This window comes from Streptomyces sp. BF23-19 (assembly GCF_041106355.1).
GTDB classification, from domain to species: Bacteria; Actinomycetota; Actinomycetes; order Streptomycetales; family Streptomycetaceae; genus Streptomyces; species Streptomyces virginiae_A.
The window spans coordinates 1-24166 of sequence record NZ_JBGBPT010000029.1; the positions used below are offsets into that span (position 1 = coordinate 1).

Sequence of the window (24166 nt, forward strand, 5' to 3'; positions counted from 1 at the left end):
CGGGGCGCTCCCCGCAGGGCGCCGAACGCAGTGCCGCCCGACGTTCCGACCCCTCGCCACGTTCGGCGCCCGAGGAGACGCCCCGGCGCGCGCCCGCCCCCGGCACGACCGGCCCCAGCACGACCGGCCCCGGCGCGCCCGGCCTCGGCGCGCCCGGCCGCCCCGACCGGACCGGCGACTACGCCACTACGCCTCCGGGGAGCGGGCGTCGTACCGGGCGAAGTTCCGCCATCGGAGCGCCAGCAGACCCAGCACCAGGACGCAGACCAGCCCGCCGCCCGTGACGGCCACGGTCGGGGAGATCAGGTCGGCGGTGGTCCCGGCGAGGAAGTCGCCGAGCCGGGGCCCGCCCGCGACGACGATGATGAAGACGCCCTGCAGGCGGCCGCGCATGTCGTCGGGGGTGGCGGCCTGGAGCATGGTGGTGCGGAACACCATCGAGGCGGTGTCCGCGTACCCGGCCAGGGCCAGGAAGAACATGCCGAGCCACAGGTTCCGGGTGATCCCGAACACCGCCACGGCCAGCCCCCAGCCGGCGACGGCGAGCAGGATCGCCAGCCCGTGCCGGCGGATACGGCCCTGCCAGCCGGAGAACAGCCCGCCGAGCAGCGCCCCGGCGGCCATGGCGGCGACCAGCAGACCGACCGTGCCGGGACCGCCGCCGTACCAGAGCCCGGCGATGGCCGGGAACAGCGCCCGGGGCTGGGCGAGCACCATGGCGGCCAGGTCGGAGAAGAAGGTCATCCGGATGTTCGGTCGGGTGCCGAGGAAGCGCAGGCCGTCGAGGACGGAGGCCCGGCCACGCGCGCCTTCGGCCCGGTCGGGCTTCATCGACGGCAGCTTCCACATCGCGTAGAGCGCGGCGGTGAAGGTGACGGCGTCGATCAGGTAGGCCGCCTCGTAGCCCGCGACGGTGACGATGAATCCGCCGAGGGCCGGGCCGACCATCGACCCGAAGGTCATGGTCACGGAGTTCAGGGCATTGGCGGCGGGCAACTGCTCGACCGGGAGCAGCCTCGGGATCATGGCGGACCGGGCCGGGCCGGTCAGGGCCCCGCAGACCGCCTGGAGTGCGACGACGGCGTACAGGAACCAGACGCGGTGGTAGTCGAGCAGCGCGGCGGCGGCGAGCACGACCGACAGCGCGGCGGCCGCCATCGAGCTGTAGAGGCCGAGCTTGCGCCGGTCCACGGTGTCGGCGATCGCTCCGCCGTAGAGGCCGAAGACGACGAGCGGAACGAGCGAGAAGAGCCCGACGAGTCCGACCGAGAAGCTGGACCGGGTGATGTCGTAGACCTGGAGCGAGATCGCGAGGGTGGTCATCGCCTGACCGACCCAGGAGATGGTTCCGCCGAACCACAGCCGCCGGTAGTCGGCGGACGCGCTGAGCGGGGTGAGGTCGGCGAATATTCGCTGCCAGAGCTGGGGTGGGGCGGTCGTCCGGGTCACAGCGGATGATAACCACCGGCCGCCCGCCGCCCGCCGGGATTTTGGGGCCCTTCACACACCGGCAACAGTCGCCACACGCGGCTCCGGCCTCCCGACCCGGGTGGCGTATTGCCGGTAACTCGCCACTATCACCGGACATTTGACTGATTCGACGTGCGCTCCTCCCCTCGTGTTCAGCTCATGATGAAAAGACTTGTATGTCCAGGGAGGCGTAGTGATCGAACCTGGCAACAGCACCACGAGCACCGGCACGACGCAGAACACGGTGCGCACCACCGTCCCCCTCACCGTCGGCGTCGAGGAGGAGTTCCTGCTCGTCGACCCCCACAGCTTCCGGGTGGTCCCCGCCGCCCCACTGGTCCTGGCGACGGCCGGCGGGCTGCCCGGCGAGCTCCACCCCGAGGGCACCCGCTACCAGGTGGAGATATCCACCCCGATAGCCCACTCGGCGGCCTCGCTGCGCGCCGAGCTCGCCACCTTGCGGCGCACCGTCGGCCGGGCCGCCCGCGCCCACGGCTGCCGACTGCTGGCCGCCCCCTCGCCGGTCGTCGCCGTGGAGGGGCCGCTGCACCTGACCGACGACGAGCCGCGCCAGCGCGAGCAGCACCGCCGCTTCGGCGCGCTCACCGACACCCTCGTCAGCTGCGGCCGCCACATCCACATCGGCACGCTCGACGTGGACACGGCGGTGGCCGTGTCCAACCGGATCAGACCCTGGCTGCCCACGCTGATCGCGCTGGCCGCCAACTCGCCGTTCTGGGGCGGCCGTGACACCGGCCATGCCAGCTGGCGGGCGATGGCCTGGTCCGGCTGGCCCTCGGCGGGCCTGCCGCCGCACTTCACGTCCACGGCGCACTTCCGACGCTCGGTGCAGACCCTGCTCGGCTCCGGGGCGGCCCTGGACACCAAGATGGTCTACTGGGACCTCCGCCCCTCCGGGCACTGGCCGACGCTCGAGATCCGGGCGCCGGACATGTCCCCGGACATCGACTCGGCGATCCTGCAGGCCGAACTGGCCCGCGCGCTGGTCTCCACGGCGCTGCGCGAGATAGCGGAGCGGCGCCCCGAACCGGCCGTACGGGACGACGTCCTGCGCCTGGCGCGCTGGCGGGCGGCCCATGACGGCCTGGAGGGCTTCGGCCTCGACCCGTACTCGGGGACGGAACTCCCGGCGGCGGACCTCGCGGAGGCCCTCCTGGACCTGGTCGCCCCGGAACTGGCCGCCGCCGGCGACCTCGACCACGCCGCCAAGACCATGGCGGGCCTCCTGCGCGACGGCTCGGGCGCCCACCGCCAGCGGGTGGCGTTCGCCCGCCGACAGGACCTGACGGACGTACTGCGCCACCTCACGGACGAGACGGAGGACTTCTAGGCCCGGTGGACCTCCAGGTAGGCAGAAGAGAAGCCGCAGGCGGGAACGGAGCGGGATCCTCGCCTGCGGCTCACCCTCGGGCGGGGGGCTCCTTCATCCACTCCGGGACGTCCACGCCGGTGAACGACCGGAACCGATCGGCCACGGCGACGGGGTCGCCGGCATGGGTGTGGCGGAGGAGGTCGACAAGCACGGCGACGGTTCCGTTGCCGTCCTCGGGCAGCCGCAGCGCGGCCGGTAGGGCATGGGCCAAGGGGGCGATCGCGTCGACGAAGCGGAGCCCGCCGATCAGCACACGTCCGTAGGCGGCCAAGGTGTCGAGGTAGCGGGGGAGGTAGGAGTCGTCGGCTTCGGCCAGCTGTTGATGGAGGCCCGCCGCCTGGGCGGCCGGAAGCTCCGCCTCGGACCAGTGCTCCATTTGCGTCAGCAGCTTCACGTGGTTGTCCAGCGCCATCGCCAGGATCGGCAGATACGTGTCCGGCTCGGCGCCGGCCGCCTCCCCGTACAGGGAGATCGCCTCCCGCGCGAACGGCACGGCCTCGTCGAGCCGTCCCTGCTCCCTCAGCCACACAGCATGATTGTTCGACGAAGTGGCCAGCTGCCGCAGGTAGAGGTCCCGGTCGACCGCGAACAACCGTCGCCACAGGACCTGCGTCTCCCCCGAGACGGTCACCGCCTCGTCCGTCCTCCCGAGCCCGGCCAGCAGCACGGCATGGTTGGCGACCGACTGGGCGAGCTGAGGCAGGAAGGCCCCCGGGTTGACCTCGGCCAGCTCCCGGTACAGGTCGATCGCCTCACGCGAGAGCGGCACGGAGTCGTCACCCCGGTCCAGTTCCCTCAAGAGCATGGCGTGGTTGTTGATCGAGGCGGCCAGGCCCGGCAGGTGGGCCGCACGGTTGCCCGTCACCAGTTCCCGGTACAGGTCGATCGATTCCTCCGAGGGGGACTCGGCTTCCTGCCTGCGTCCCAGTGCGGCCAGGACGGTCGCCCGATTGGTCAGCGTCCCCGCGAAACGGGGCAGATGGCCCTGCCGGTTGGCCTCGACCAACCGGCGCCCCAGATCGATGGCCTCCTGCGAGATCGACAATGCCTCGTCGAGTCGTCGAACCTGTCCCAGCAGCGCGCCGTGGTTCTGCAAGGAGGTGAACAGGTCCGTCGCGTGGGCCCCTCGGTCGAGCTCCGCCAGGCGGCGCCGTACGGTGAGAGCCCGTTCGGACATGCGTACGGCCTCGTTGCGCTTTCCCACCGCCGACAGCCACAGGGCGTGGTTGTCCAGGGAGTTCCCCAGACTCTCCGCATGGGCGTCCCAGTCGCCGGCGGCCAGTCCCTCGCACAGGGCCAGCACCTTCTCGGACAGCGCCACCGCTTCCCGCCGCAATCCCACTTCTGCCAGCCGGTTCACATGGTTGCTCATCGTCCTGGCCACATCGGCCGCGTAGGCTCCGGACGCCTCGTCGGAGATGTCCAGCCACAGCTGGGTCGCCAGCTGCGACATCCCCACGGCCTCGCCGCTACGCCCCGACTCGGCCAGCAGGTTCGCGTAGTTGCCCATCGATGTCGCCAGGTCCCGACGATGGACCGGCTCGCTCTCGGCGAGCTCGCGCCAGATCTCCAGCGCCTGCAGATTGGCGTCCAGCGCGTCCGCGTGCAGCCCCGAGTTGCGCAGACGGACCGACAGCGCGCCGTGGATGCGGGCACGCTGGGCCGGGGAGGTGGCATCGGCCAGGTTGTGCTCGGCGAGCTTGGCGGCCAGGGCCGCGATGCCCACGTCCAGATCGGCGTTCCGGTGCTCGGGCACGAGGGCGTCGATGCTCCTCAGCAGCTCCACGTCGATGTCCTCGAGATCGACGAGGGCGGCCAAGGCGGCACCGGTGGCCTCCAGTGCCAGCCGGGGGTGGGCGGTGAGCAGCGGAAACAGCTGCTCCTGGGCGAGGTGCGACCAGCGGCGGGCCGTTTCCACCAGGGTGGTCAGTGCGTGTGCGGTCCATACGGGCACAACGGGTTCGGGTGCCAACAGGCGCGCGGGTGCGCCGTCCGTCCAGGGGTCGGCGGGGAAGTCGTGGTCGTGGCCGGGAGTCAGCAGAGCGACGAAGTCCTCACCCAACCGGTCCGGGTACAGGGGCTGCAACTGCGGCGGCGCCGCCTGCCGATCCGGTCCGCGGGTGCCGCCGGCGGGCGGATAGCAGACCCCGTGGTCCTTGAGGAGCTGTCCGGCGGCCTCCTTGGAATCCACTTCCGCCCGGCCCACGGCGCTCTTGGCGTCGGGGTAGCCCAGGGGGCCGGTGAGCGTGGCGAGGTAGACCATCTGACCCATCGCGTCCGGGGTGGTGGCCAGGGCCTTCTCCCGGGTGGGGGCGTGCATCGCCTCCCAGTGGTCACGCTCGCGGCTCAGCAGCAGCGCCGACACCTGCTGGGGGTCCACCGGTGGATCCTTCGTGCCGCCGTGGCCCAGCACCGCGGCCATGGCGGCCATGTGCACGGTCAGCACCATCCGGTACGCCTCGTGCCCGGCCAGCGCGGCGGGCGGATCGACCCGCTTGGCGTCCGGCACCCCCATCAGATCGGCGAACCTGTCGCGCGCCGAGGTGAACAGGCTCGTACGGGTGATGGCCGGGCCGTCCTCCAACGGCTCCAGTTTCCAGCGGCTGGGCACCAGGCCCACATCGCGTCGGATCCGGCCTTCAAGGCTCTGCCACCACGTTCCCGCGGGGCGGGCCAGCAGGAGCACCCGTACCGGCGCCCCGGTGGCGGCCGCACCGGCCTGCACATCCTTCAACAGCGTCAGCAGATCCGATGTGTCCCAACGTTCGGCGTAGTCCACCGTCACCAGGATCCCCGCCGCGCCCTGCGCGACGGGGCCGGCGAAGACCTCGGGCGCGGAGCGGTCGCGCCGGTGGTGGGCGGCGAGCGCCAGCCACCCCTCCCGCTGCCACAGGCCCGCGACGTGGCCGGCCAGCCGGGTCTTGCCCTGCCCGCCCGCCGCGTGGATCAGGTGGACCCTCGTCGCGTCCGGCGTCGCCGCGTCGCGCCACGCCCGCAGGTCGCGGAGTTCGGCCTCACGCCCCGTGAACGCGATCAGTCCGTCGGCCGCGCGGAGCAGCACGCTCGGCTGCTTCCTGGCCTCCTTCACGGACGGTTCCGAGCCCTGTGTGGGCAGGACGGCGAGCCGGTACGGCTCGTCACCGCCGTACACCACCATGTCCCCGGCGGATTGGTAGATCCGGGCGAACCCGGACGCCGTCGCCTGTTGGCCCGGTCCGCGGCCCTCGGGCGGGGTGCTCACCGTTCGTGGATGTGCTGGTCGCGCCCGGCCTGGTAGACCCTCCCGCGGCCGGACGCCTCCGCCCGCTGGCTCGGTTCGGCCACCGGTGCGTCATCGCCGGACGGACGCGGCGACGGGGCCTGCCCGGCCCCGGGCCTGACGATCCCCCACGCCGCCAGGCCCAGCCCCGCGAGCGCGAGGAAGGCCCCGATGACGCTGGCCAGCTTGTCGGCCTTGTCCAGCCCGACGACCGCGAAGTGGATGCCGAGCCCGGCGGCGGACAGGACCGCTACGGCGAAGCCGACCCACATCCATGTACGGCGTGATCCATCCATGTTCGTCCCCCCACGTCCGAGATCCACCCCTACCGAAGGTATCGCCACGGGTGCCGCCACATCAGCCGTTCAGCACGATTGCCGGGCGCCCACCGGGCCGAGCGGGCCTGGGCCGCATCGCGCGGGCAGGGCAGGGCAGGACACTCGGGCAGCCATCGAATCGAGGTGACGTCGCGTGAATCGGGCGGCACGGCCGCTTCGTGCCTCTGGGCATCCCCTGAGGGGGATCTCGGCCGGAGTTGGGGCCGAACGCCCGGTGCGGCCGCGCGGCGGGCATGAAAAGACCCCAGGTCAGAACGTTTCTTCTGACCTGGGGTGCGGTGGGGCGGGTGGGACTCGAACCCACGGCCGACGGATTATGAGTCCTTTGGGGATCTTGACGGCCCTTGATCATGCGTGCCGATTCTCGACGTTTTCTCAGGTCAGACCGGCGAACCCTCATCATTGGCTACCAGTCTTTGTCGATCCGTTCCTGTCCTTGTGTCCTCACGCCGTCCTCAATGCGTCCGGCGGGACACCTCTCGGGAAGCGGTCCACTCAAAGATCCCAGGCAGTTCCGGCACGCAGAACTCGTGCGCAGCGGATTCCCCTTCCAACGCGTAGAGGCTCCACCCCCGCTTCTGGGGGTGGAGCCTCCTGGCCTGCTCGGCCTCACGTCTCCGTCAGCCTATCTCGGACGCCTCCCGCGCGACCAGACCCCTCAACTCAGCCGTCACTGGGGGCGGCGGCCGCTGTCCGGCGACGGGATTTGCGGGGCCGGGCCGGCGCCTTCTCCGATCCCCCGGCCGCCGCCTTGCGCGTCTTCGCCACGGGCAGCGCGTCAGGCTCGGCTGCGGCCTCTCCGGCTGACGGCGTCACGTCGGCGGGCTCGGCGGGCTCGGCGGGCTCGGCGTAAGGCTCTCGCACCTCCGCCTCGCCGGGCGTATCAGCATGCGGAGGCTCCTCGCCTGTTTCGCTCGGGCGGGCGCGGCTGCTCTGCACCGCGATGGAGTCGGCCAGCGCATTGTTGAAGACGTCTTCCCAGGGGCGGTGACCCACGTAGTGGGGCTTGAACTCAAAGGCGGGCAGGAGGTCGTCGGTGAGTTTCTCGAGAATGAGATCTGCCGGGTCGTCGTCGTCCTCGGTGTCGATGAGGGAGATGGCTGCGTGATAAGTCTGGCCTTCGAGAAGTCGGAGGGTGGGGGGTTCACCTTCACTGGCGGGCTTGGCGTTGCCGATGATCCACATCTGAACGATGGCGCCGCCGAATATGGGGCGGAAGCCGACGGCCCGACCATCGGGGTACTCAATGTGGGCCGCCCCGTTGGCGATGGCGGCGTTGCGAAGGGTGAAGCCAACGCCGAGGGCGTTGCCGACGGTTTCGGCGACCTGCCTTGTGGCTTCGTCGTTGATGAGCACTTCGTTCTCCAAGAGGTCGTGCGCGTGGGGCCCGCCCCGGGGGGGGGCGGGCCCCTGCGGGGTGGGGGTTAGTGCTCGGGGTGCATGTCGGCCTTCTCGCCGAACCAGAAGCCGATGTAGTCGTCGATCTTGGTGGCGAAGTGGCTGGGGGGGACGTTGCAGCCGTAGGCGGTCTCGACGGTGTCGATGGGGCCGCGGTGGGGGTGGATGAGCGTGAGGCGCATGAGGATGTCGCCGTCCCGGTTGGGCGCCAGGTGGGCCTTGACTCGGCGGATGCCGCCGTCGATCGGGGTGATGAGGATGTAGTCGCCGATGATCGCGTAGCGGTTGGCGTGGATCTGGACGGCGACGGCCTGGATGCGGTTCATGGTGTTCCCTCCCTTTCGTTAGTTCTATTCTATAGGCATTCACGGGCGGCACAAGAACGTGCCACAAGAAGTTTCAGCAGGTCAGAGCCCTACGCGGCGCCCGTCAGGATGGCATCCATCCGCCGGACGCGCGCCAGGAACGTGGCCTCCTCCACCATCCGGTCCCGACGCTCGTGCGACTCCCGCCATTCCCTCGACGCGCGGACGTACGGGTTGCCCTCCGTCAGCGTGTTGGCGCACACCACCAGAACGTGCGGCCCGAGGTCCCAGAGGATGGCGTTGACGGCGGCGCCGGCGGCCGCCACGGGGTCGATGTCGGTCATTGCCCACCCGAAGTCGTGGGGGTTCAGCCCCAGCTCGCGCATGTGCTGAGCCGCGGCGCGATACAGCCCGCCGGTGCCGGACGCGGGGTCGTCGAACTTCATCCCAGGGGTCAGCGGCTGATCGGTGATCAGCATGCGCGCCATGAGCTCGCTGAGCTCCGGTGGCGTGTGGATCTCCGCCAGGGCCTCGCGGGCACCGTGGGACCTCATGACGGTGACGACTGCGCCGAGCACGTCCGCATCGCAGCTGCCCCCGAAGTCCGGTGCGGCGCTGGTGAGGTGGAGCATCCCGTGCGTCAGGGCGGCGCGCGCCACCGCGCGGACGGCCTTCATGCGAGTGCGCTCGGGGCGCTCGTCTTCGAGCCATCGATGGAGGGGGGTGGCGCGATCGATGAGGTCTGGGCGCTGAATCCACCACCTTGCCCAGCACTCCCGGAGCGCGGCGAGGAAGTCCTCGTCGTTGAGGTCGAGCCACCAGTGGGCGGCCAGGGGGGCGTCGGGGCCACGCAGCGGCCAGAGGGCGAGGGCGGCGATGACGCCTGCCGGGATCTCGATGCGGCTGCCTCCGTGGGCCCCGTGCCAGGCGGCTTCAACGGCTTCGGCGATGTCGTGCGCAGCGCGATGGGGGTTCCGCTGGAGGGGCAGATAGCGCCGATTCGCCGGACGGGATGCGGGCGGAGCCGACCTTTGGGCCTGATGCGGGCGGCGGGCCTGGTTGCCGATGGTGACGGGGGCGGGCGGAGGGAGCAGGTCGGCGAGCGCGGGACGGAAGCTTGCCGGCGAAGTCGGGGCGGGGGTCTTGCCGGGCTGGTCTTCGCTGAACAGGTCGAGCTGGTTCATGTTGTCTCTCTCGTCAAGGTGAGCGTGGCGGGCGGCAGCCGATCCCGCCTGAGGGTCATTGGCGGTCGAGCGGGCTTCCGTGCGCGACGAACTGCTCCCACATGTGGGTCAACTCGCGAAGGGCGTCCTCCTCGGTGGGGGCGTCGATCGTGGCGACGCCGAGGCCGCCGTCTTCGATCTGGCGAAGTCGGTTGTCGCGGGCGTCATCCCCGGTCGGCGGGCGCTCGACGGTCACGGGGTGGATGGTGTTGCCGTTGGTACGAAAGATGACCCACCAGTGGGGGCGCGGAGGGTAGAGGGCTAGGACCGTGCCGAGGTGAGCGTGAGCCTCGCGTGCGAGGCGGGGTACGGGGTCAGGGCCGGCGAGCTGCAAGGCGAGATCGAGAAGTTGTGGGGCGGCGAAGTAGCGGAGCAGGTCCTGGTGCTGGTTCAGGGGGAGGTTCGCCAGGTCGTCCGGTCGGTCTCGCCAGCTGCGGTCGAGGGCTGCTTCGACGGTGCGCAGGGCGGTCTTCAGGTGCTGCTCGTTTGGCTGGTGGACGAAGAGGAGGAGCGCCATGGCGCCGAGGTGGTGGGCGTGGGTGGGGATGAGGGCGGGTTCGTGCCGCTTCACGTTGTCTCCGGGGTGGATGGGGCCGCCCAACCCGCCCTGACCGTCTATTCTATAGGCAGTCAGGGCAAGGGTGGGCGGCTTGAAGGGCGGGCGCAGGGGCCGTCAGGAGCGTTCGCGGGCTCGAATGCAGGCGTACGCGGTGACGATGAGAATGTCGATACCGATCCAGCCCAGGAGGCCGAGGGCGATCTGCTGGAGGGTCACTGACTACCTTTCGGTGGGGTCGAGCCCCGGGCGGTCGGGCGCGGCAACCCGGGGGCAGGGGGGGTTAGCTGCGGCGGCCGAGGGTGTCGCACAAGGCCTGGAAGACGGCGGCAGCCGCGCGCATCTCATCCGCGAGGTGCGGCCGGTCGGCAATGGGGATGAGGATCGCGATGAGCATGTCGATGACCTCGTCGGCGAACAGGCCCGTCCAGTCGGCCCCGAAGGCGCCGGTCGTGCGCCGGGCCGCTACGGTGAGGACCTCGTCGACGATGTCGAGGAGCCCCTCGATCTCCGGGCGGGTGAGCCGGCCGTCGACCATCAGCTTGGTCTCGATGTCGTAGAGCTCGTAGGTGCCGATCATCGTGCGCACCCCTTCCGATTGCGGAAGGGCTTCCCCCTTCCTCATGCTTCTATTCTATATGCATTCAGTGGGGTGGCAAAGATCGCCCGGCAGAAACTTCACCCCCGGGCAAAACTATTTGCCCAGGCCAGAGGCCCCGAGATCCCGGATGTGGAGGGCGAGCCGGGGTCCGAGCGTCACTTCTCCGATGCGCATGTCCGGGCCTACAAGGCGTGTGTGGTCGTCGTCCTGGATCACGCCCTGGTCCACCAGGCCATCCAGCAGCGCCTTGAAGGTCGGATACCAGTTGGCCGGGTCGCGGCGCCGACGGTCCTGCGGGTGGAACACGCCGATGACATGGACCCGGTCGAGCTTCGGCAGGCCGCGCGAGGCGAAGCGCGCGGCCTGCCGAAGGGCGCGGGTCTTCCGCGCGCGCTCATGGTGGTGCAGCCGGTCGTTGGCGTTCAGCAGGTCCAGGCCCGGCGGGAGGCGGACGAGGAATCGTCGGCCGGGCAGGCCGTCGAACCAGTCCTTCTCGGTGGCCTCCTCACTGCGCGAGTCGGCCGGGGCCTCCTCCTCGGCGGGCGCGTACCCGGTCAGCCTCTGCCTGCCTGTGCGGGTTCGTGCGGTCGCGTGCAGCGACACGGTCAGGATCCCTCGACGGCGCTTGCCGGTGCTGGCGTCGACAACGACGGCGCGGGCGTCACCTTCGGTGTAGCTGACCACGCGCAGCCGGACGTCTCCCAGATCCATCGGGTGGCAGGAGACGAAGATCCGGTCGGGCCAGATGTGGGTCATGATCAGCTCCTTGCTGCTGGAAGTGCACTGTGGGGAAGCGGGGTCCGGCCGCCCCCGCGGGGTGTCTCAGGCGGGTTCGGTGAGCGTGGCGCGTAGCGCGCCGGCGCGGACCAGTCGCAGGGCGAGGGAGCGTTCTGCGCCCTGGGGGTGAGCTGCGTACCCGGCGCAGATGGAGCCGGCGCCCGTGCCGAGGGTGTCGTGGCAGACGATGTGTCCCTCGTTCGCGATGGCGTGGGCGGTGAGTTTGGCGAGGCGGCCGGGCTCCAGGTGCATCAGGTTGCCGGGGCGGAAGATGCACGTGGGGCATCGGTCGCGGCAGATCCGTACCGTTCTGGTTTCCGGGTCGGCGACAGGGTCGACGTGTTCGGTCATCGGTTGCGGGCCTTTCGGTTGGCCGCCCCGGGGCTATCCCGGGGCGGCCGCCGTACTCGTCAGGCAGCGGTGGTAGTCGCTGCTGCGGTGTTGTCCTGGTGGGCGACGGCCTCGATGACGACGCCGGCGTATGTGCCGTAGGTGCGCCGGACGATCGCGTTGGGGTATGCGTTGGAGGGCCTGGTGTGCGAGTCGGGGTTCTCGCTGCCGATGAGGGTCGCCCACCGCTCGTAAATGCCGGTGTCGGGCCGGTCGAAGTAGAGCTGAATGCCGAGGCGGTGGGCGTCGGTGTCGTCGAAGACGGGGCCAAGGTCGATCCGCGGGGCGGGCAGATCGGGGTTGGCCTGGGCGATCAGGGCGATCGCGGCCACCGGGGCCAAGAGATCACGCATGGTGGGGTCGGTCATCGGGGCTCCAGTCAGGATGCTTCGTCGAGGACGAGGGCGAGCTGCTCATGGCGGTTGAGGTGGTCGTCGCACTTGGCGCACATGCGTTCGGCGGCACGCCGGTGGGCGCGGACGCCCTGCTTCTTGCCGCAGGACTGGCGGCTGACGGGCGACAGGAGCTCGCTGTCGTCGGCCCCGTCGACTGCGGTGAGGATCGTTCCGTCGTTCCAGATCCGGCCCCCGCACACGCCGTCGAACGCGGCCTTGGCCGGGTTGACCTGGCGGATGCAGGCGGCACGGAACGGGCAGCGGCCGCAGACGTACAAGAGCGGGTCGCAGATGTCGCGCAGGCCGCTGATGTCCGTCCAGCGGTCTGCGGCGGGCGAGAAGTCGTTGTCGCCAAAGCAGGGGGCGTGAGCAGTCACGTGCGTTTCGGTGGTCTGCCGGGGTCCGGTCACAGGACGGCCTCCAGTTGCTGGCCCAACCACCTGGCGACGTTCACTGAGACGGCGTTCCCGGCCTGCATCGTCTGCTCGGCCAAGTTGCCGTAGACGACGTACTTCTCGGGGAACCGCTGGCCGAGGAGCTGCTCGCGCGGGTTCAACATGCGGAAGTGGCAGTCCTCGACGGCAGGGGCTGTGCGTACGAGGCCAGCGGAGTCGCGGGTGGCGAGGGTGTGGATCGGTTCGGCCGCGGTCTTGACGGCGGCCTTGCGGTAGGGGATGACGAGGGTGTTCCGGGCGATGGCCGGGGCCACGCCTCCGGGCACGACGAGCCCGTGGTGATTGCCCTGGGCGGTGACGGTCGCGAGGGGATCGGTGGCCCGGGACGCCGTGGCGTTGTTGCGGTACTCGATGATGAACGGGTCCACGGTCACCAGGGCCTCACTCTCGCGGGTGAGGCGGGTGCGCAGTGGGACGTCGACAGACGCGGGCTCCGTGTTCCACGATCCGCCGGTAGGAACGAGGAGCGCGTCGCCCTGCTTGACGGTGCGGGTCGGCAGCGGCTGGCGCCCGACGGCGAACGCCCGGTCGCCTCCGTTCTTGCCGTGGACGAGGTTGATGCCGCTCGGCTCGTAGGGGAACTTGGCCAGGCCTGCACGGATGCGGGCCATGGTGGTGTCCGCCAGCGGCTTGCGGCGGTCGCCGATGCGGGTTCCGAGGTCGCCCCAGTTGATGATGTCGCTGGCCGGCCGTACGTACGGCTCGACCATGGCGTGGCCGCACGTTGTGTGGGGGCAGCAGTAGATGTAGTCCCGCCTGTACTTCCCGATGCGCTGGTTCGCGTTGTTCCACGACTGGCGGGCGTGAACCTCTTCGCCGCAGTCCATGCAGAAGGCCAGGGGGCGGGGCTCGACGTCCGGGGCGCGCATGGTCTTGAGGGTGAACACGCAGTACATGCGGTCGCGCCACTGCGGGGCGCGCAGATTCGTTTCGTCCCCCACGTGGGCGCTGGAGACCGAGACGATCTGAGCGCGGTAGCCGAGCTTGTCCATCGTGGCGATCCACTCGGGGAAGAGGATCCAATCGAGGCCGAACTCGACGACGTTCTCCACGATGACGGCCTTGAACCGCTTGGCTTCGGCAGCGCGGACGACGCACCACGCGGTGGCCCAGGTGCGCTCGAAGGCGTCCTTGGGCAGGGAGTTCCAGCCGTCGAGTCCGTCGAGCATGTCGAGCTGTTCGGATTCGCGGCGGCGGCCGCCGGCAGGGCTGATCTCGGTGCAGATGACGGAAGCCCACAGCACGTCGGCGCGGGGCAGGTACTTCATGGGGAAGCCGGTGATGTCGATGCAGGCGTGGTCGGCGTTGGGGTGGTTGGCGGCGTGGCTGTCGATGGCGAGCTGCCAGTGGTTGACGCCGAGGACGAGCTCGTGTCCGGCTTCGGTGAGGCCGGTACTGCTGCCGCCAGCGCCGCACAGGAGGTCTATGACGCGGTTCACGGTGGTGGTGCTCCAAGAGGTCTGCCGGGGCCCCGCCCCGGCTGGGTTGCCGGGGCGGGGCGGGGTGAGGCGGGTTAGAGGTCAGAGGGTGCGCAGGCCGCCTGCGGCTTGGGCGACGCGGAGGAAGGAAATCCAGCGGGCCCAGGTCTGGTCGCCGAAGGGCAGCTCGGCGCAGTCGTAGTTGGGGTGCGCCTCGTAGCGGGCCAGGGCGGCGGCGATCTCGTCCGGTGTGGTCCAGAACCCGTCGTTGAAGCGGAGCTTGTACGCGGGGATGCCTTCGGGATGTTCGTCGGTGGCTTCCCGGACGCCCTGGTAGGCGGCCACGAATGCGTCCCTGGCCTTCGTGCGCTCCTCGGTGAGGTTGGCCGTGCTGGAGAGTTCGGCGGGCTCCACGCCGTACTCCTCAAGGGTGGGCCACTGCGGGCGGTCCTTCTCGACCGTCATGCCGAAGTGGGCCATGGTGTCGATGACGCTCGCGCCCTGAAACCCGGACAAGTAGAGCGAATCGTTGGGGCCCGCCCCACGGATTGCGCGGTTCTCACCCACGATGAAGAAGTCGTAGCTCACGTGCTGTCTCCAAGAGGTCTGGGGCCCGGCCGCTCAGGCAGCGGCCGGGCTGGGGTGTCAGAGCGCGGCGGCGCGGATCAGGTCGAGGCGGTAGCGGGCCGTGCCGCTGTCGTCGCTGAGGAGTTCGCAGAGCGGAGCCCAGGTGTCGCGGTTGGCGTTGTCGAGTTCGCACGCCCAGGCGTCGAGGTGGTACTCGGCCCCAGGTTCTTCGAACTCCCGGCGGGTGCCGTCGCCGACCCAGTAGGCGCCGGTGGTCCTGACCGTCCCGTCAGCGGTGGCGTGAAGTTCAAGGCCGACGGCATCGAAGGCGGCGGGGTACTCGTGGTCGGTGAGGATGTCGCGCACGGTTGCCGCGAGCAGCAGGCACATGATGCGGGCGATGTCGTCCGCCTGAGCATCTGGGGCCTCGGCGCGATCGAGTGCCTGGGCGAGGTGACGGTCATCGGGGAGCTGGTAGCTCTCTCCGGTGTTCTGCGTCATCAGGGTCTCCAAGAGGTCTGTGGTGCCCGGCCGCCGCATTGGCGGCCGGGCGGGGGTGTTACTTGTGGGCGGCGTGCATGCGGTGCTGTCCGCCGCAGGTCATGCAGCGCGGGGCGCGGGTGCGGGCCTCGTAGCGGAACTCCTGCGCGACGAGCACGGCGAGCCCGGCGGCGATGCCGCACGCGAAGGCGAGGAGCCAGGTCACGGCTGCCTCCCGTCGCGGACGTCGCACGGTCCGAGGAGCTGCGCCATGGCGACCATCACGCCCGTGGTGTCACCGGTCTGGCGCGCGTTCTCGAGCGCGGCCTCGACCTGTTCGCGCTGCTCCGGCGTCTGGGGGTGGGCGAAGATGTGGTTGCAGGAGGGTTCGGGGCTCTGGGCCTGCGGGTCGCTCATGCCGCACGCTCCGCGTTCCAACCCGCGAGCGTGACGGCCACGGTGACGACCGCCCCGTCGTGGACCCAGACGGACAGCGGCCACTCGTTGCCGCCCTGCTGGTGAAGGGGACGCCACCCCATCAGCCGGAGCATGGCCACTTCCCGGCCGTAGCGGGCGACGGCGTCCAGGGAGCGCGGGAAGCAGTCGCAGATGTGCTCCACGGCGGAGAAGTCGCTGCGGAGGCCGGAGATGCTGACGGCCTTGACCGGGGCGAACTGGAGTCCGAGGCCACGGCGGGCGACGAACGCGGTGATCGCGTTGAACAGCGCCACGTGGTCGTTGCCGTTGGCGGCCTGCGGGCCTGCCTCGGTGGAGTCGTAGATGACTTCCCGGATCGTCGGGGTGTGATCGCTCAGGCGCTGCACGTGCCAGCCCTGCACCTGGTTCGGGTCTGTGGGCAGCGTGTCGTCCGACGTAATGAGCAGGTAGCTGTAGTCGGCCAGTTCGGCTGTGATGCCGTACATCCCGCCGCACATCTCGACGTCAGCGACGAGCGGCATGCGGCGGAGCGGGGTGATGACCGGCTCGTAGGCGTCCCACAGAGCCCGCCAGAGGGGGTCGGTGGTGTTGCCGTGTTCCGGCATCGGGGCGAGCTGGTAAGCCTCGCGGTTCATGATCTCTCCAAGAGGTCGATGATGGCCAACAGTACAGAGTTGGGATCTATCTTCGAAGGCGATTCAAGGCACCTTCACGGAACCGAACCCCTCCCCTGCTTCTTCTATTTTATATGCATCCGTGGGGGTGTCCACATTCCTGCGGGACTTTCGTCCCCCGGTCGAGCTCTTTTCCCGGGCCGCGTCCTTCCAGTTCCGGACCGCCCTTTTGGCCGCACTCTGCGCCTCCAGCACCGCCCCGGCCCCGAGGTCGGCGATACGCCGACGCTCGTCCGCGTCCCGGTGCCACTGCTCCCAGTGGTCGCCGTTGGCCTGCCGCGCGGCGTCGCGCTCCCGGGCTTGCTGTCGTTTGCTCTCCGCGCGCGGGTTGGTGCCACAAGCGCGGCAGGAGGAAGCGGGCTTGCCCGCGTGCTTGGAGCATCCCGACTCCTGTGGCGCGGCCTGCTGGTCGGTTGCTCCGGCCTCGCCGGAAGGCTCCCCTGCGGCGGCAGCCGTGGGGGTAGGGGGGAAAGGAAGAACAGAGGAAGAACCAAGGAAGGAAGGGGTTCCACCAATGGAACCGACAGGGTTCCCCGCTTGGAACTCCCCGGGTTCCACCGGTGGAACCTGACCCTTGCCCCCTCCAGGGTTCCCCTCGTGGAACCCACCCCTTGGAGGCTTCTCCTGCGGGGCCTGCGCTTTGCTTTTCACTCGGTCCTCGACGTCCCGGGCGGTCATCGCCGGCCTGGCCGGAGCTGCCCGCTCGACACCCGTCCGCGCCTTCGCGGCGTTCTTCGGTGCGGCCCGCTGCGCCTCCAGGCGCGCCTTGAGGTCGGCGGTGCTGGGGATCGGCGGGATGCCGTTCGGGAAGACCTTGTAGACCGCAGCCCGCCCCGCCTTGCCCGTCTGCACACGCTCCACGAGGCCCTTGGCGACAAGCTCGGTCACCAAGGTGATGGCCCGCTTCTCGTTGACGCCGACCCACGCGGCCAGTCGCGCCAGGCCCGGACGGGCCATCCGGGTCTCGTCATCGGCGGAGTCGGCGAGCTTCTGCAGTGCGAGCTTCTGGCTCTGGGTGATCACTTCCTTCGGCAAGTAGCTGGCAACGACCATCAGTTGGATAGACACGGGGCCCCTCGGAGGCGGTGTTTCTGGCAGGACAGGGGGCCCCGCCACCGCAGCAGTTGCGGTGGCGGGGCTGGAAGGCGGTCGGGGCCTCGGCTACCGCTGAACGGCGGTGACCCGTATGGCGCGATTCGTTTTCTTCGCGGCCGTCCGCATGGGAATCGCGACCCCGGCTTCCTTCATCACGGCCTCCATGCGCTGAAAGTCAACGCCGGACTTCTCGGGGACCGGGACGCCGAGGACGTCGAACGTGTCGATCATGGCCTCGCGGTCGACTTCCTGGACCGTGTTGCCCCCGGTCCACCTCAGCTGGTTCGGGCCGTAGATGCCCGCCGGCGAGTCGTCGAGCTTGGCACGGGCCTTCTTCTTCACCCGCTGACCCTCGGCCTCCATCTCGTGCCCGCGTACGTACTCCGTCAGCGCCGTCTCGCGGTCCGCGTCGTCGTGAACGAGAACCGTTTGCACGGCCGCTCCGGGGGTCTTGGGCTCACCCCAGCAGGGCGTCCGGAAGGGGCAGTTGTCGCAAATGGCGTCCAGCCCCGGCCCGTCGAATGACCGGGTCGACTCCTCGGGGCTCTCGTAGTCCATGACGCGCTGCACCCACCACCGTGCGCGGGTGGCTTCGGCCTTGTCGAAGGGGAACTCCTGGACGTACTCCGTTCCGTTGTCCCGGTTGACGAAGCGGAAGCGGATGCGGCCGACGTCGATCGGGCCGAGCCTGGCCAACGGCCTCTGCCCGTGGATGTCCGACCAGCCCACCGTGCGCAGGAGGTCGGCGTACAGGTAAGCCTGGCGGATCTCGGCCGCGGTGGCGCCGTAGCGGAGCACCCGGTCCCACAAGAAGGTGCTCTTCGTCTTGATGTCCTCGACGGTGACCACGTCAGCTGGCGCCGTAGGCCGCAGACGCTTGGGCAGTCGCGCGGCGGTCGCCGCGTCGAGGTGGACGGCGTCGACGTGGCCCCGGATGCTGTCGTCGGCCACCGCCGTCTCCACCAGCCAGCCGTACTCCCGCCGAGCCGATCCGAGGAGTCCCTCGTGCAGGTACGTGCCCAGGATCGCGGCTCGCTTGTCGGAGGTGTCCGTACGGTCGGCGCCCGACAGGATGTATGCGGCTCGGCGCTCGCAGACGGTGTCGGAAGCCCCAAGCTGACGCTGGAGCGACCGGGGGCGCCGCGCGTCCTGGCTGTGCGCCGCGGGCCACAGAGACGGGCTGCTCACCGGCTGAGCGGTCATCAGGCCGCCTCCCCTTCGGTCGCGCCGTCGACGCTCTTGGCGCGCTCGGCGGCTGCGCGCAGCTTTGCGGCGACGTCGTCGCCCAGCGCCTCGTCCATGTCGTCGCGGGGGTTCTCGATCTGCACGAGCCGGTCGCTGATGGCCGCCTGTACGGTCGATGCCTCCTGCCTGGTGAGGCCCGAGATGTCGGGCCGCGTCTCGCGCCACAGCTTGGCGAGGGCTTCCTTGGCTGTGGCCTCCTCGACGCGCTTGAGCCACGGCGGCAACCTGTCACCGGCGAGCACGGGCATGACGCGCGGCTGTGACTTCGCTGAGCAGCCCAGCCGGTTGAAGACCAGGTCCTCGATGGAGAAGTCAGGCAGTCGCAGCGGGCGGCGCTTCTCGACTCGGAGGCGCAGTGACCTCGCCTTGATGATGTGCGGGTCTTCGTCACGCTTCATGCGCACCCACACGGTGGAGTCGAAGCCCAAGTCCTTGTGGCCGGAGACCTTCCATTCCTTGCGGTTCGGGACGGGGTTGCCGTTGTCGTCTACGGCGGAGACTTCCTTGCCGCGAGCTAGCACGATCGCGATTCCGGGAAGGGTCTGGAGGAGGTGCATGACCCTGGACCAGCGGTCCACTGCGTCGTTCCACAGGTTCATGGGGATGTCGACGCCTGCGTCGGGGTCCGAGGCGAGCACGAGCTTGTTCTTCCGCGTCCGCCTGGCCCTTTCCTGGGTCCAGTTGGTGAGCATCCGCCATAGTGCGGATCCGGAGTCGATGACGAGGACCACGGGCGGCTCACCGGCTTCGGCAGCGCGGCATGCCTCGGCGTGGACGGCCTCCACCTGCTCCAGGATGTCGCGGTAGCTGCCGTCGTGGTCGATGACGAGGTAGTCGGCGCCGTCGATGGCGGCGTACTCGTCGGACGATCCTTCGGACAGGTCAATCCAGTAGGTCTGCCCGGTGAGTGGGGAGGCGGAGAACTGGGCGGCGGCGTAGGACTTGCCGCTCCCTTCCTCACCCTCGATAAGAACCAGCGGGTACGGGACCTGGCCGGTCGGCTTGCGGGTCTTGAGTTTGGGGGACGCCGGTCGCACCGGCACCTGCTGCTGGGACACGTCTCTCCAAGAGGTCGTGGTGGTCAGGCAGCGCGCAGCGCGCGGGTCTCGAAGAGGTCCGCCCAGTCGGGGCGGGCGCCGATGAGTTCGCGCACGTAGCGGCTGCGGAAGTCGTTGTTCAGCCGGAACTCATCGCCTCGCGTTGCTTCGCCGTAGCGGTAGCGCAGAAGTTCGAAGAGCATTCCGATGCCGATGCGCTGGAATCCCTTGCCGATCGCGTCTTGGACGAGGTTCTCCAGGTGACGCATCACCCAGGGGTTCAAGGCGTGGAAGGCCTCGAATCGCTGCTGGATGGTGAGATCGCGGACGGATTCCGGGAGGCGCACGGGCTGGATGTCGTCCAGGCCGAACAGAGTGGGCTGCTCAAGCGGCATGATCCCCCCTCGGGATACGAAACCAACGGTTCAGTGTTGGAATCTATCTTTCGATGTGGGGTCATGTCGATCACGAACAGCTCCGACAGGTGCTGGCGGGTCTCGCATGCACGCCTCCATGGCGATCGATTCGCGACTCATGATGCCGCTCGAATGCGACAACATACCGCTATTCTATAGGCAATTGGGGGTAGAAACAAGAACCGACCACCCCAAATAGTGCCTATTCGGCGCCCTTTGCAGCCCCCGGGCCACGGGGGATGATCCTCGATCCGTGGCCGTCGTACGTACCTGCCAGGAGCGCGTCACGGACGCTCTCGTTGATCGTCCACCCGCCACCGCGGGCACTCGCCTTGAGCGCCGGCGCGTCCTCAAGGAGAGGTTCAAGGAGCCAGATCGGCGAGCCCGACAGGGTGTAGTCCGCAGGCCGGAGTCGCCCCGTCTTCGCCGCGTTGCGCACGCCTGCGCTGTCCGACAGCCCGAACAGCACGGCGATCTCCGACTGTCCGACCAGCGCGGGAAGGTCTTCGACGCGAGACTCCCAGTACCCCGGCTTCTGCTCCTGCACGATCCGCTCAAGGACGGCTTCGTCCAGCTGCTTCGGCCGGGGAGTAGTCGTGCCGTACCGCTTCGCGAAGTCGAGCAGCCAGTACGGCGAACCCGAGACGATCCGCGCATACTCGTAGTCGAGCCGCTTGTCGCGGCTGATCCACTGGCTGACCTGGAGCGGGCGCACTCCGTATAGCGCCGCGAACTCCTTGACCCCCACCAGGTACGGCTTGCCGTCCGCCGATCGTCCCACCACTGCCACTCCTCACCCACGCCGACTCTGCATATAGATTGTATCCACGGCGTCGGGGGGTCCAGGCGCGGCGGTCAGCTTGGTATGGTGGTGGTTCCAAGAGGTCGAGGGCCCCCGCCGTGAGGCGGGGGCCCTCTTCCATGTCCGAAGCCGAATCAGACGGCCGGCGTCGCCTCCGGAGTGTCGCACTTCGGCGGTCGCGCGTAGCCCAGGAGCCAGCCGAACCGCGGAGAGACGTGCTCCTCGGCAAGTCGGAACAGCCCGTAGTAGGCGAAGATGACGGCGGGGGTCAGGACCCCGGTGACCGCGTCGGCGGGCAGGTCCAGGCCGACCTTCAGCGCCGTGGCGACGAGCCAGCCGACGGCCGCCGGAACGCCGGTGCGGATCAGGGATGCGTACAGGTTCAAGGCTGCTCCTCGAATTCGGGGTCGGTCAGGCGAAGAGGCGTCGCCAGGTCTCGGGGCCGGGGAAGCCGTCGGCGTCGTCGCCGCTCCACCCCTGGGCCCGCTGGAAGGCTGCGGTGTTGAGCCGGTCAGCCTCACCCCACTCGGGGCTCGGGCCCACTCGGTAGTGCGCGCCGAAGCCGCGCTTCACGAGCTGCTGGCCCAGGTGCAGGATGTGCTCGTTGGACTTCCCCGGGCCAAAGGCGTTGCGGCCAGGGAATCCCGGTGCTCCACCCCCCTGCGGGGGCTTGGCGCCGGTGGGCGGCCTGCTTCCGGAGTCGGCCAGGATCTCCGCCACCCGGGAACGGAAGTCATCCATGGAGAAGCTGGGATCGACCTTGCCGGGCTGCCATTCCTTGTGGCCGATCACAGAGGCCGCCGCCCACCCGTGCGCCCGACACAGGGCGGCAGCCCACTGTGCGGCCGCCTCGACCTGCTCCGGCGGCCACGGGTCCTCGCCGTCACCGAGATTGATGAGCTCCGCGCCGTAGAAGTATCGGTTGCCGTCCACGTCGGCCTCGTTATCGCTCGGCAGAGCCGATTCGGCCTTTACGGCGGCCAAGACATCGCTGTCGCCGCTGCCGGCGTGGTTGGTTCGGCCGTGGCCGACCAGGTGGATCACTCCCGCCTTGTCGATGACGGTGTGGCAGAGCGGTCCCGGCAACTCGTCGTACCCGTCGTAGCAGAGCTCGACGGAGTACGCGGTGCCCGTGCTGACGGTGTGGTGGATCACGACGCCATGAACGGGACCGAAGGGCCCGCGGTGGTTCCTGTTGTGGTTCCGCCAGTCGCCCACTTCCTCGACAGTGAGACCGGCGGCATTGAGCGCGGACAGAACTCGGTCCGCGGTGAGCGGTGTTGCCATCAGGCGCTTTCCCGAACTCCCCCGCGCCGGGATGGATGTTAGACGTTCAGCTTGGCCAGCAGTACAGCCACGAGGAGAGCCACTACAACGGGCGCGACGAGGGCGGAGAGGGCCAGGCGCCGGTTGGTTCGGGTGTCGGCCGCCTCACGTTCGCGCTGTTCCCGAAGCTCGTCAAGATCACCTTCGAGGGTGCCGATCCGCTGCTCGACAGCCCTCTGGTCCGCGGCGTACACGTCCTTGGTGACCATCTGCTCCAGCCGGCTGGCCAGGGCGGCGAAATCGGCGCGCAGATCGTCACGCAGCTGCTGGACCGCGCGCAGCAGCTCCCAGGGCGTGGGATCTTGGTTCGGGCCGGTCACGGTGCTCCCCAGTCAGTCGGCCCCACGCCCTTGGTCATTCTACGGCCGTCCGTGATCGGGTTGGTTATGCCAGCCCAACGCCCCAATCCGAAGTACTAGTAGTTGCCCACAACTCGGGGAGCACATAGCACTCAGGAGGGGAGCCCAGCAGCCAGCCGTACGGCGGGCCCGAAGTTCGGTATGGTGCTGCGCCAACGAAGGGCACTGGGGGCTGGGATGGGATCTAGACGACGGCTGCAGAACCAGCGTTTCGGTTGGCGTGCCGGAACACTGTTCACTGCCTTCGTTCTTTTCGTGGCCATGGAGACGGCATCAGGCCTGTTTCCTGACCTTGTGAAGGCCGTCGTAGGGGAGAAACCCCGGTGGTTGACGGCGGCGTGCGTAGGCGCCCTCATCGTTGCGGCGGTTGGCCTCTACATCCGCCACCTGCGAACGCAGCTGGAGAGTCAGGATCCGGCGGAAGTAAGCGAAGAGCGGTTGGAGCGCGAGCGAGGGGCGCTCGTGCATCGAGTGCATCACACCTGGTCTCGTGATCTTGGGCTTCGCTGGAACGACACTGCCCGCCTGGAGCTCGGCCTCGAGGACTCTCCATCAGCTGTGCATGACCCTTGGGGGGAGCGGCACCTCACAACCGAGGCAGGCATCCCACTCCCATCTGGATCCTCACTGCGGACTGCCTATGACCAGCACAATCGGCAACTACTGGTTCTCGGCGCCCCAGGGGCGGGAAAGACCGTACATATGCTGGAACTGGTGGCCTCGCTCATCGAGGACGCACAATCCGACACCGAGGCACCGGTGCCCGTTTTCCTGCTCTTGACGAACTGGCGCGGCGGATCCCTCGAGCAGTGGCTAATTACAGAACTGCAGCGCCGCTACCGCACGCCGTCAGATGTCACGCGCGCAATGCTGACAGCAGGGAAATTTTGCCTAATTCTCGACGGCCTCGACGAGGTAGACCCAAAGCAACAAGACGAATGCGTCTCTCGAATCAACGACTTCATTTCAGCAGACGGCCACTCACATTGCCCCATCGCCATTTCCTGCCGCATCAGCGACTATCAGCAGATGAAGCAGAAAATCACCGTCAACGGAGCGGTGACGGTTCAGCCTCTGCCCATCCAAGCAGTACACGCGTTTCTCAATAGTGCGGGAGCGCAGGCCCAGGGACTCCGTTCCGCAGCAGCGGCGGACCCCGACCTGGCCCGCCTGCTCACCACACCTCTCATGTTGAGCATCGCTGTTCTTGCGTACGCCGGCGCCACGGAGGAGGCGGTCCACAGTACCGGGACGATCACTGAACGGAGGGGACTCGTATTCGACGCTTTCCTGAAACGCATGATCACGAGAGACCGCACGTTGCGTGGAGATCGAGTGAATGGCCGCTTCAGCGCCGTGGAGACTGAAAGCCGCCTACACGCCATGGCCAGCCAGATGGACAGATATCAGGTCACGGTGATCTACCCGAAAGACCCACTCCGAATCATCGCCCAATCAACCATATTGGATGGATTTAACGGACATCCCGTCGATCGAGCCTTTTATAAAATTATGATCACCGTCACGCGCACTCTTACACGTCTCCCCACGTACAGACTTGCCACGCTGGTATCGAATCCCTTCAATAGGATTCTCTACCCGTATCTCCGCAGGGAATTCGTCGACTATTCCTGCGAGCGTGCTCTCTTGCAGCGTAAGGGCGATGGAGTGGCTTTTATTCACAAGACTTTCCAGGACCACCTCGCCCAGAGGGCATCTACATGAGCGAGAACCCTTAGTCTCGCCCAT

28 protein-coding genes are annotated in these 24166 nt (G+C 68.9%); 2 read left to right on the forward strand and 26 right to left on the reverse strand.

Annotated elements, in window-relative coordinates; genetic code table 11:
* Positions 1–186: 186 nt before the first annotated feature.
* The gene (locus tag AB8A24_RS18100) at positions 187–1449 is read right to left on the reverse strand and encodes an MFS transporter (RefSeq protein WP_369476589.1); all 1263 of its coding nucleotides are present in this window, start codon (positions 1447–1449) and stop codon (positions 187–189) included.
* Between the two features lie 214 nt (positions 1450–1663).
* On the opposite strand from AB8A24_RS18100, the gene AB8A24_RS18105 reads away from it, so the two are divergent.
* Complete coding sequence (locus tag AB8A24_RS18105; protein ID WP_328963451.1) at positions 1664–2821, forward strand: glutamate--cysteine ligase; 1158 nt, start codon at positions 1664–1666, stop codon at positions 2819–2821.
* A gap of 70 nt (positions 2822–2891) precedes the next feature.
* On the opposite strand, the gene AB8A24_RS18110 is transcribed toward AB8A24_RS18105, so the two are convergent.
* From AB8A24_RS18110 to AB8A24_RS18230, 25 genes are all read right to left on the reverse strand, one after another.
* On the reverse strand, positions 2892–6104 hold the full coding sequence (locus tag AB8A24_RS18110) for a tetratricopeptide repeat protein (protein WP_369476592.1): 3213 nt from the start codon (positions 6102–6104) through the stop codon (positions 2892–2894).
* Entirely contained in the window at positions 6101–6418 is a 318-nt protein-coding gene (locus AB8A24_RS18115; RefSeq protein ID WP_328963449.1) for a hypothetical protein, read from the reverse strand. The genes AB8A24_RS18110 and AB8A24_RS18115 overlap by 4 nt, the downstream gene beginning before the upstream one ends.
* A 705-nt stretch (positions 6419–7123) precedes the next feature.
* The gene (locus AB8A24_RS18120) at positions 7124–7816 is read right to left on the reverse strand and encodes a hypothetical protein (RefSeq protein WP_369476594.1); all 693 of its coding nucleotides are present in this window, start codon (positions 7814–7816) and stop codon (positions 7124–7126) included.
* A gap of 68 nt (positions 7817–7884) precedes the next feature.
* Entirely contained in the window at positions 7885–8184 is a 300-nt protein-coding gene (locus AB8A24_RS18125; RefSeq protein WP_327385583.1) for a hypothetical protein, read from the reverse strand.
* Between the two features lie 89 nt (positions 8185–8273).
* A complete protein-coding gene (locus AB8A24_RS18130; RefSeq protein WP_369476596.1) occupies positions 8274–9347 on the reverse strand; it encodes an N-6 DNA methylase in 1074 nt (357 codons plus the stop codon).
* Positions 9348–9402: 55 nt separating this feature from the next.
* Positions 9403–9957 carry a hypothetical protein gene (locus AB8A24_RS18135; protein ID WP_369476598.1) on the reverse strand — a complete coding sequence of 185 codons (555 nt, stop codon included), beginning with the start codon at positions 9955–9957 and terminating at the stop codon, positions 9403–9405.
* Between the two features lie 268 nt (positions 9958–10225).
* Positions 10226–10567 (reverse strand): hypothetical protein, encoded by a 342-nt coding sequence (locus AB8A24_RS18140; RefSeq protein ID WP_369476600.1) that lies wholly within the window; start codon positions 10565–10567, stop codon positions 10226–10228.
* 69 nt (positions 10568–10636) lie between these two features.
* Entirely contained in the window at positions 10637–11299 is a 663-nt protein-coding gene (locus tag AB8A24_RS18145) for a hypothetical protein (RefSeq protein WP_327385579.1), read from the reverse strand.
* 66 nt (positions 11300–11365) lie between these two features.
* Positions 11366–11671: a hypothetical protein gene (locus tag AB8A24_RS18150; RefSeq protein WP_327385578.1), complete on the reverse strand. Its 306-nt coding sequence runs from the start codon at positions 11669–11671 to the stop codon at positions 11366–11368.
* Positions 11672–11730: 59 nt separating this feature from the next.
* Entirely contained in the window at positions 11731–12078 is a 348-nt protein-coding gene (locus AB8A24_RS18155) for a hypothetical protein (protein ID WP_369476602.1), read from the reverse strand.
* An 11-nt stretch (positions 12079–12089) separates the two neighbouring features.
* Complete coding sequence (locus tag AB8A24_RS18160; RefSeq protein WP_327385576.1) at positions 12090–12482, reverse strand: hypothetical protein; 393 nt, start codon at positions 12480–12482, stop codon at positions 12090–12092.
* A gap of 29 nt (positions 12483–12511) precedes the next feature.
* Entirely contained in the window at positions 12512–13999 is a 1488-nt protein-coding gene (locus AB8A24_RS18165; RefSeq protein WP_369476604.1) for a DNA cytosine methyltransferase, read from the reverse strand.
* An 81-nt stretch (positions 14000–14080) separates the two neighbouring features.
* Positions 14081–14566, reverse strand: a complete 486-nt coding sequence (locus tag AB8A24_RS18170; protein WP_369476606.1) for a hypothetical protein — start codon at positions 14564–14566, stop codon at positions 14081–14083.
* 57 nt (positions 14567–14623) lie between these two features.
* Complete coding sequence (locus AB8A24_RS18175; protein WP_369476608.1) at positions 14624–15046, reverse strand: hypothetical protein; 423 nt, start codon at positions 15044–15046, stop codon at positions 14624–14626.
* A 58-nt stretch (positions 15047–15104) separates the two neighbouring features.
* On the reverse strand, positions 15105–15251 hold the full coding sequence (locus tag AB8A24_RS18180) for a hypothetical protein (RefSeq protein ID WP_327385572.1): 147 nt from the start codon (positions 15249–15251) through the stop codon (positions 15105–15107).
* Complete coding sequence (locus AB8A24_RS18185; RefSeq protein ID WP_327385571.1) at positions 15248–15442, reverse strand: hypothetical protein; 195 nt, start codon at positions 15440–15442, stop codon at positions 15248–15250. The genes AB8A24_RS18180 and AB8A24_RS18185 overlap by 4 nt, the downstream gene beginning before the upstream one ends.
* Positions 15439–16098: a hypothetical protein gene (locus tag AB8A24_RS18190; RefSeq protein WP_327385570.1), complete on the reverse strand. Its 660-nt coding sequence runs from the start codon at positions 16096–16098 to the stop codon at positions 15439–15441. The genes AB8A24_RS18185 and AB8A24_RS18190 overlap by 4 nt, the downstream gene beginning before the upstream one ends.
* Before the next feature lie 63 nt (positions 16099–16161).
* The gene (locus AB8A24_RS18195) at positions 16162–17205 is read right to left on the reverse strand and encodes a helix-turn-helix domain-containing protein (RefSeq protein ID WP_369476611.1); all 1044 of its coding nucleotides are present in this window, start codon (positions 17203–17205) and stop codon (positions 16162–16164) included.
* 93 nt (positions 17206–17298) lie between these two features.
* Positions 17299–18435, reverse strand: a complete 1137-nt coding sequence (locus AB8A24_RS18200; RefSeq protein WP_327385568.1) for a hypothetical protein — start codon at positions 18433–18435, stop codon at positions 17299–17301.
* Positions 18435–19535, reverse strand: a complete 1101-nt coding sequence (locus AB8A24_RS18205) for an AAA family ATPase (protein ID WP_327385567.1) — start codon at positions 19533–19535, stop codon at positions 18435–18437. Before AB8A24_RS18205 ends, AB8A24_RS18200 begins: the two co-directional genes overlap by 1 nt.
* 23 nt (positions 19536–19558) lie before the next feature.
* The gene (locus AB8A24_RS18210) at positions 19559–19909 is read right to left on the reverse strand and encodes a hypothetical protein (protein ID WP_369476613.1); all 351 of its coding nucleotides are present in this window, start codon (positions 19907–19909) and stop codon (positions 19559–19561) included.
* A 223-nt stretch (positions 19910–20132) separates the two neighbouring features.
* Positions 20133–20711, reverse strand: coding sequence for a hypothetical protein (locus AB8A24_RS18215; RefSeq protein ID WP_327385565.1), 579 nt, complete (start codon positions 20709–20711; stop codon positions 20133–20135).
* A gap of 155 nt (positions 20712–20866) precedes the next feature.
* Positions 20867–21118, reverse strand: coding sequence for a hypothetical protein (locus tag AB8A24_RS18220; protein WP_369476615.1), 252 nt, complete (start codon positions 21116–21118; stop codon positions 20867–20869).
* A 25-nt stretch (positions 21119–21143) separates the two neighbouring features.
* Positions 21144–22019 carry a peptidoglycan-binding protein gene (locus AB8A24_RS18225; protein WP_327385563.1) on the reverse strand — a complete coding sequence of 292 codons (876 nt, stop codon included), beginning with the start codon at positions 22017–22019 and terminating at the stop codon, positions 21144–21146.
* Positions 22020–22057: 38 nt separating this feature from the next.
* Positions 22058–22378, reverse strand: coding sequence for a hypothetical protein (locus tag AB8A24_RS18230; protein WP_369476617.1), 321 nt, complete (start codon positions 22376–22378; stop codon positions 22058–22060).
* A 300-nt stretch (positions 22379–22678) separates the two neighbouring features.
* Between AB8A24_RS18230 and AB8A24_RS18235 the strand changes: the two genes are divergently transcribed.
* Complete coding sequence (locus AB8A24_RS18235) at positions 22679–24142, forward strand: NACHT domain-containing NTPase (protein WP_369476708.1); 1464 nt, start codon at positions 22679–22681, stop codon at positions 24140–24142.
* The last annotated feature ends 24 nt before the right edge of the window (positions 24143–24166 follow it).

What these genes read in the sequence shown, in the direction of transcription:
- AB8A24_RS18115 (WP_328963449.1), bottom strand. Translation starts at nt 6,418, where the DNA reads ATGGATGGATCACGCCGTACATGGATGTGGGTCGGCTTCGCCGTAGCG.
- AB8A24_RS18125 (WP_327385583.1), bottom strand. Translation starts at nt 8,184, where the DNA reads ATGAACCGCATCCAGGCCGTCGCCGTCCAGATCCACGCCAACCGCTAC.
- AB8A24_RS18130 (WP_369476596.1), bottom strand. Translation starts at nt 9,347, where the DNA reads ATGAACCAGCTCGACCTGTTCAGCGAAGACCAGCCCGGCAAGACCCCC.
- AB8A24_RS18140 (WP_369476600.1), bottom strand. Translation starts at nt 10,567, where the DNA reads ATGAGGAAGGGGGAAGCCCTTCCGCAATCGGAAGGGGTGCGCACGATG.
- AB8A24_RS18145 (WP_327385579.1), bottom strand. Translation starts at nt 11,299, where the DNA reads ATGACCCACATCTGGCCCGACCGGATCTTCGTCTCCTGCCACCCGATG.
- AB8A24_RS18150 (WP_327385578.1), bottom strand. Translation starts at nt 11,671, where the DNA reads ATGACCGAACACGTCGACCCTGTCGCCGACCCGGAAACCAGAACGGTA.
- AB8A24_RS18155 (WP_369476602.1), bottom strand. Translation starts at nt 12,078, where the DNA reads ATGACCGACCCCACCATGCGTGATCTCTTGGCCCCGGTGGCCGCGATC.
- AB8A24_RS18175 (WP_369476608.1), bottom strand. Translation starts at nt 15,046, where the DNA reads ATGACGCAGAACACCGGAGAGAGCTACCAGCTCCCCGATGACCGTCAC.
- AB8A24_RS18185 (WP_327385571.1), bottom strand. Translation starts at nt 15,442, where the DNA reads ATGAGCGACCCGCAGGCCCAGAGCCCCGAACCCTCCTGCAACCACATC.
- AB8A24_RS18190 (WP_327385570.1), bottom strand. Translation starts at nt 16,098, where the DNA reads ATGAACCGCGAGGCTTACCAGCTCGCCCCGATGCCGGAACACGGCAAC.
- AB8A24_RS18200 (WP_327385568.1), bottom strand. Translation starts at nt 18,435, where the DNA reads ATGACCGCTCAGCCGGTGAGCAGCCCGTCTCTGTGGCCCGCGGCGCAC.
- AB8A24_RS18210 (WP_369476613.1), bottom strand. Translation starts at nt 19,909, where the DNA reads ATGCCGCTTGAGCAGCCCACTCTGTTCGGCCTGGACGACATCCAGCCC.
- AB8A24_RS18225 (WP_327385563.1), bottom strand. Translation starts at nt 22,019, where the DNA reads ATGGCAACACCGCTCACCGCGGACCGAGTTCTGTCCGCGCTCAATGCC.
- AB8A24_RS18235 (WP_369476708.1), top strand. Translation starts at nt 22,679, where the DNA reads ATGGAGACGGCATCAGGCCTGTTTCCTGACCTTGTGAAGGCCGTCGTA.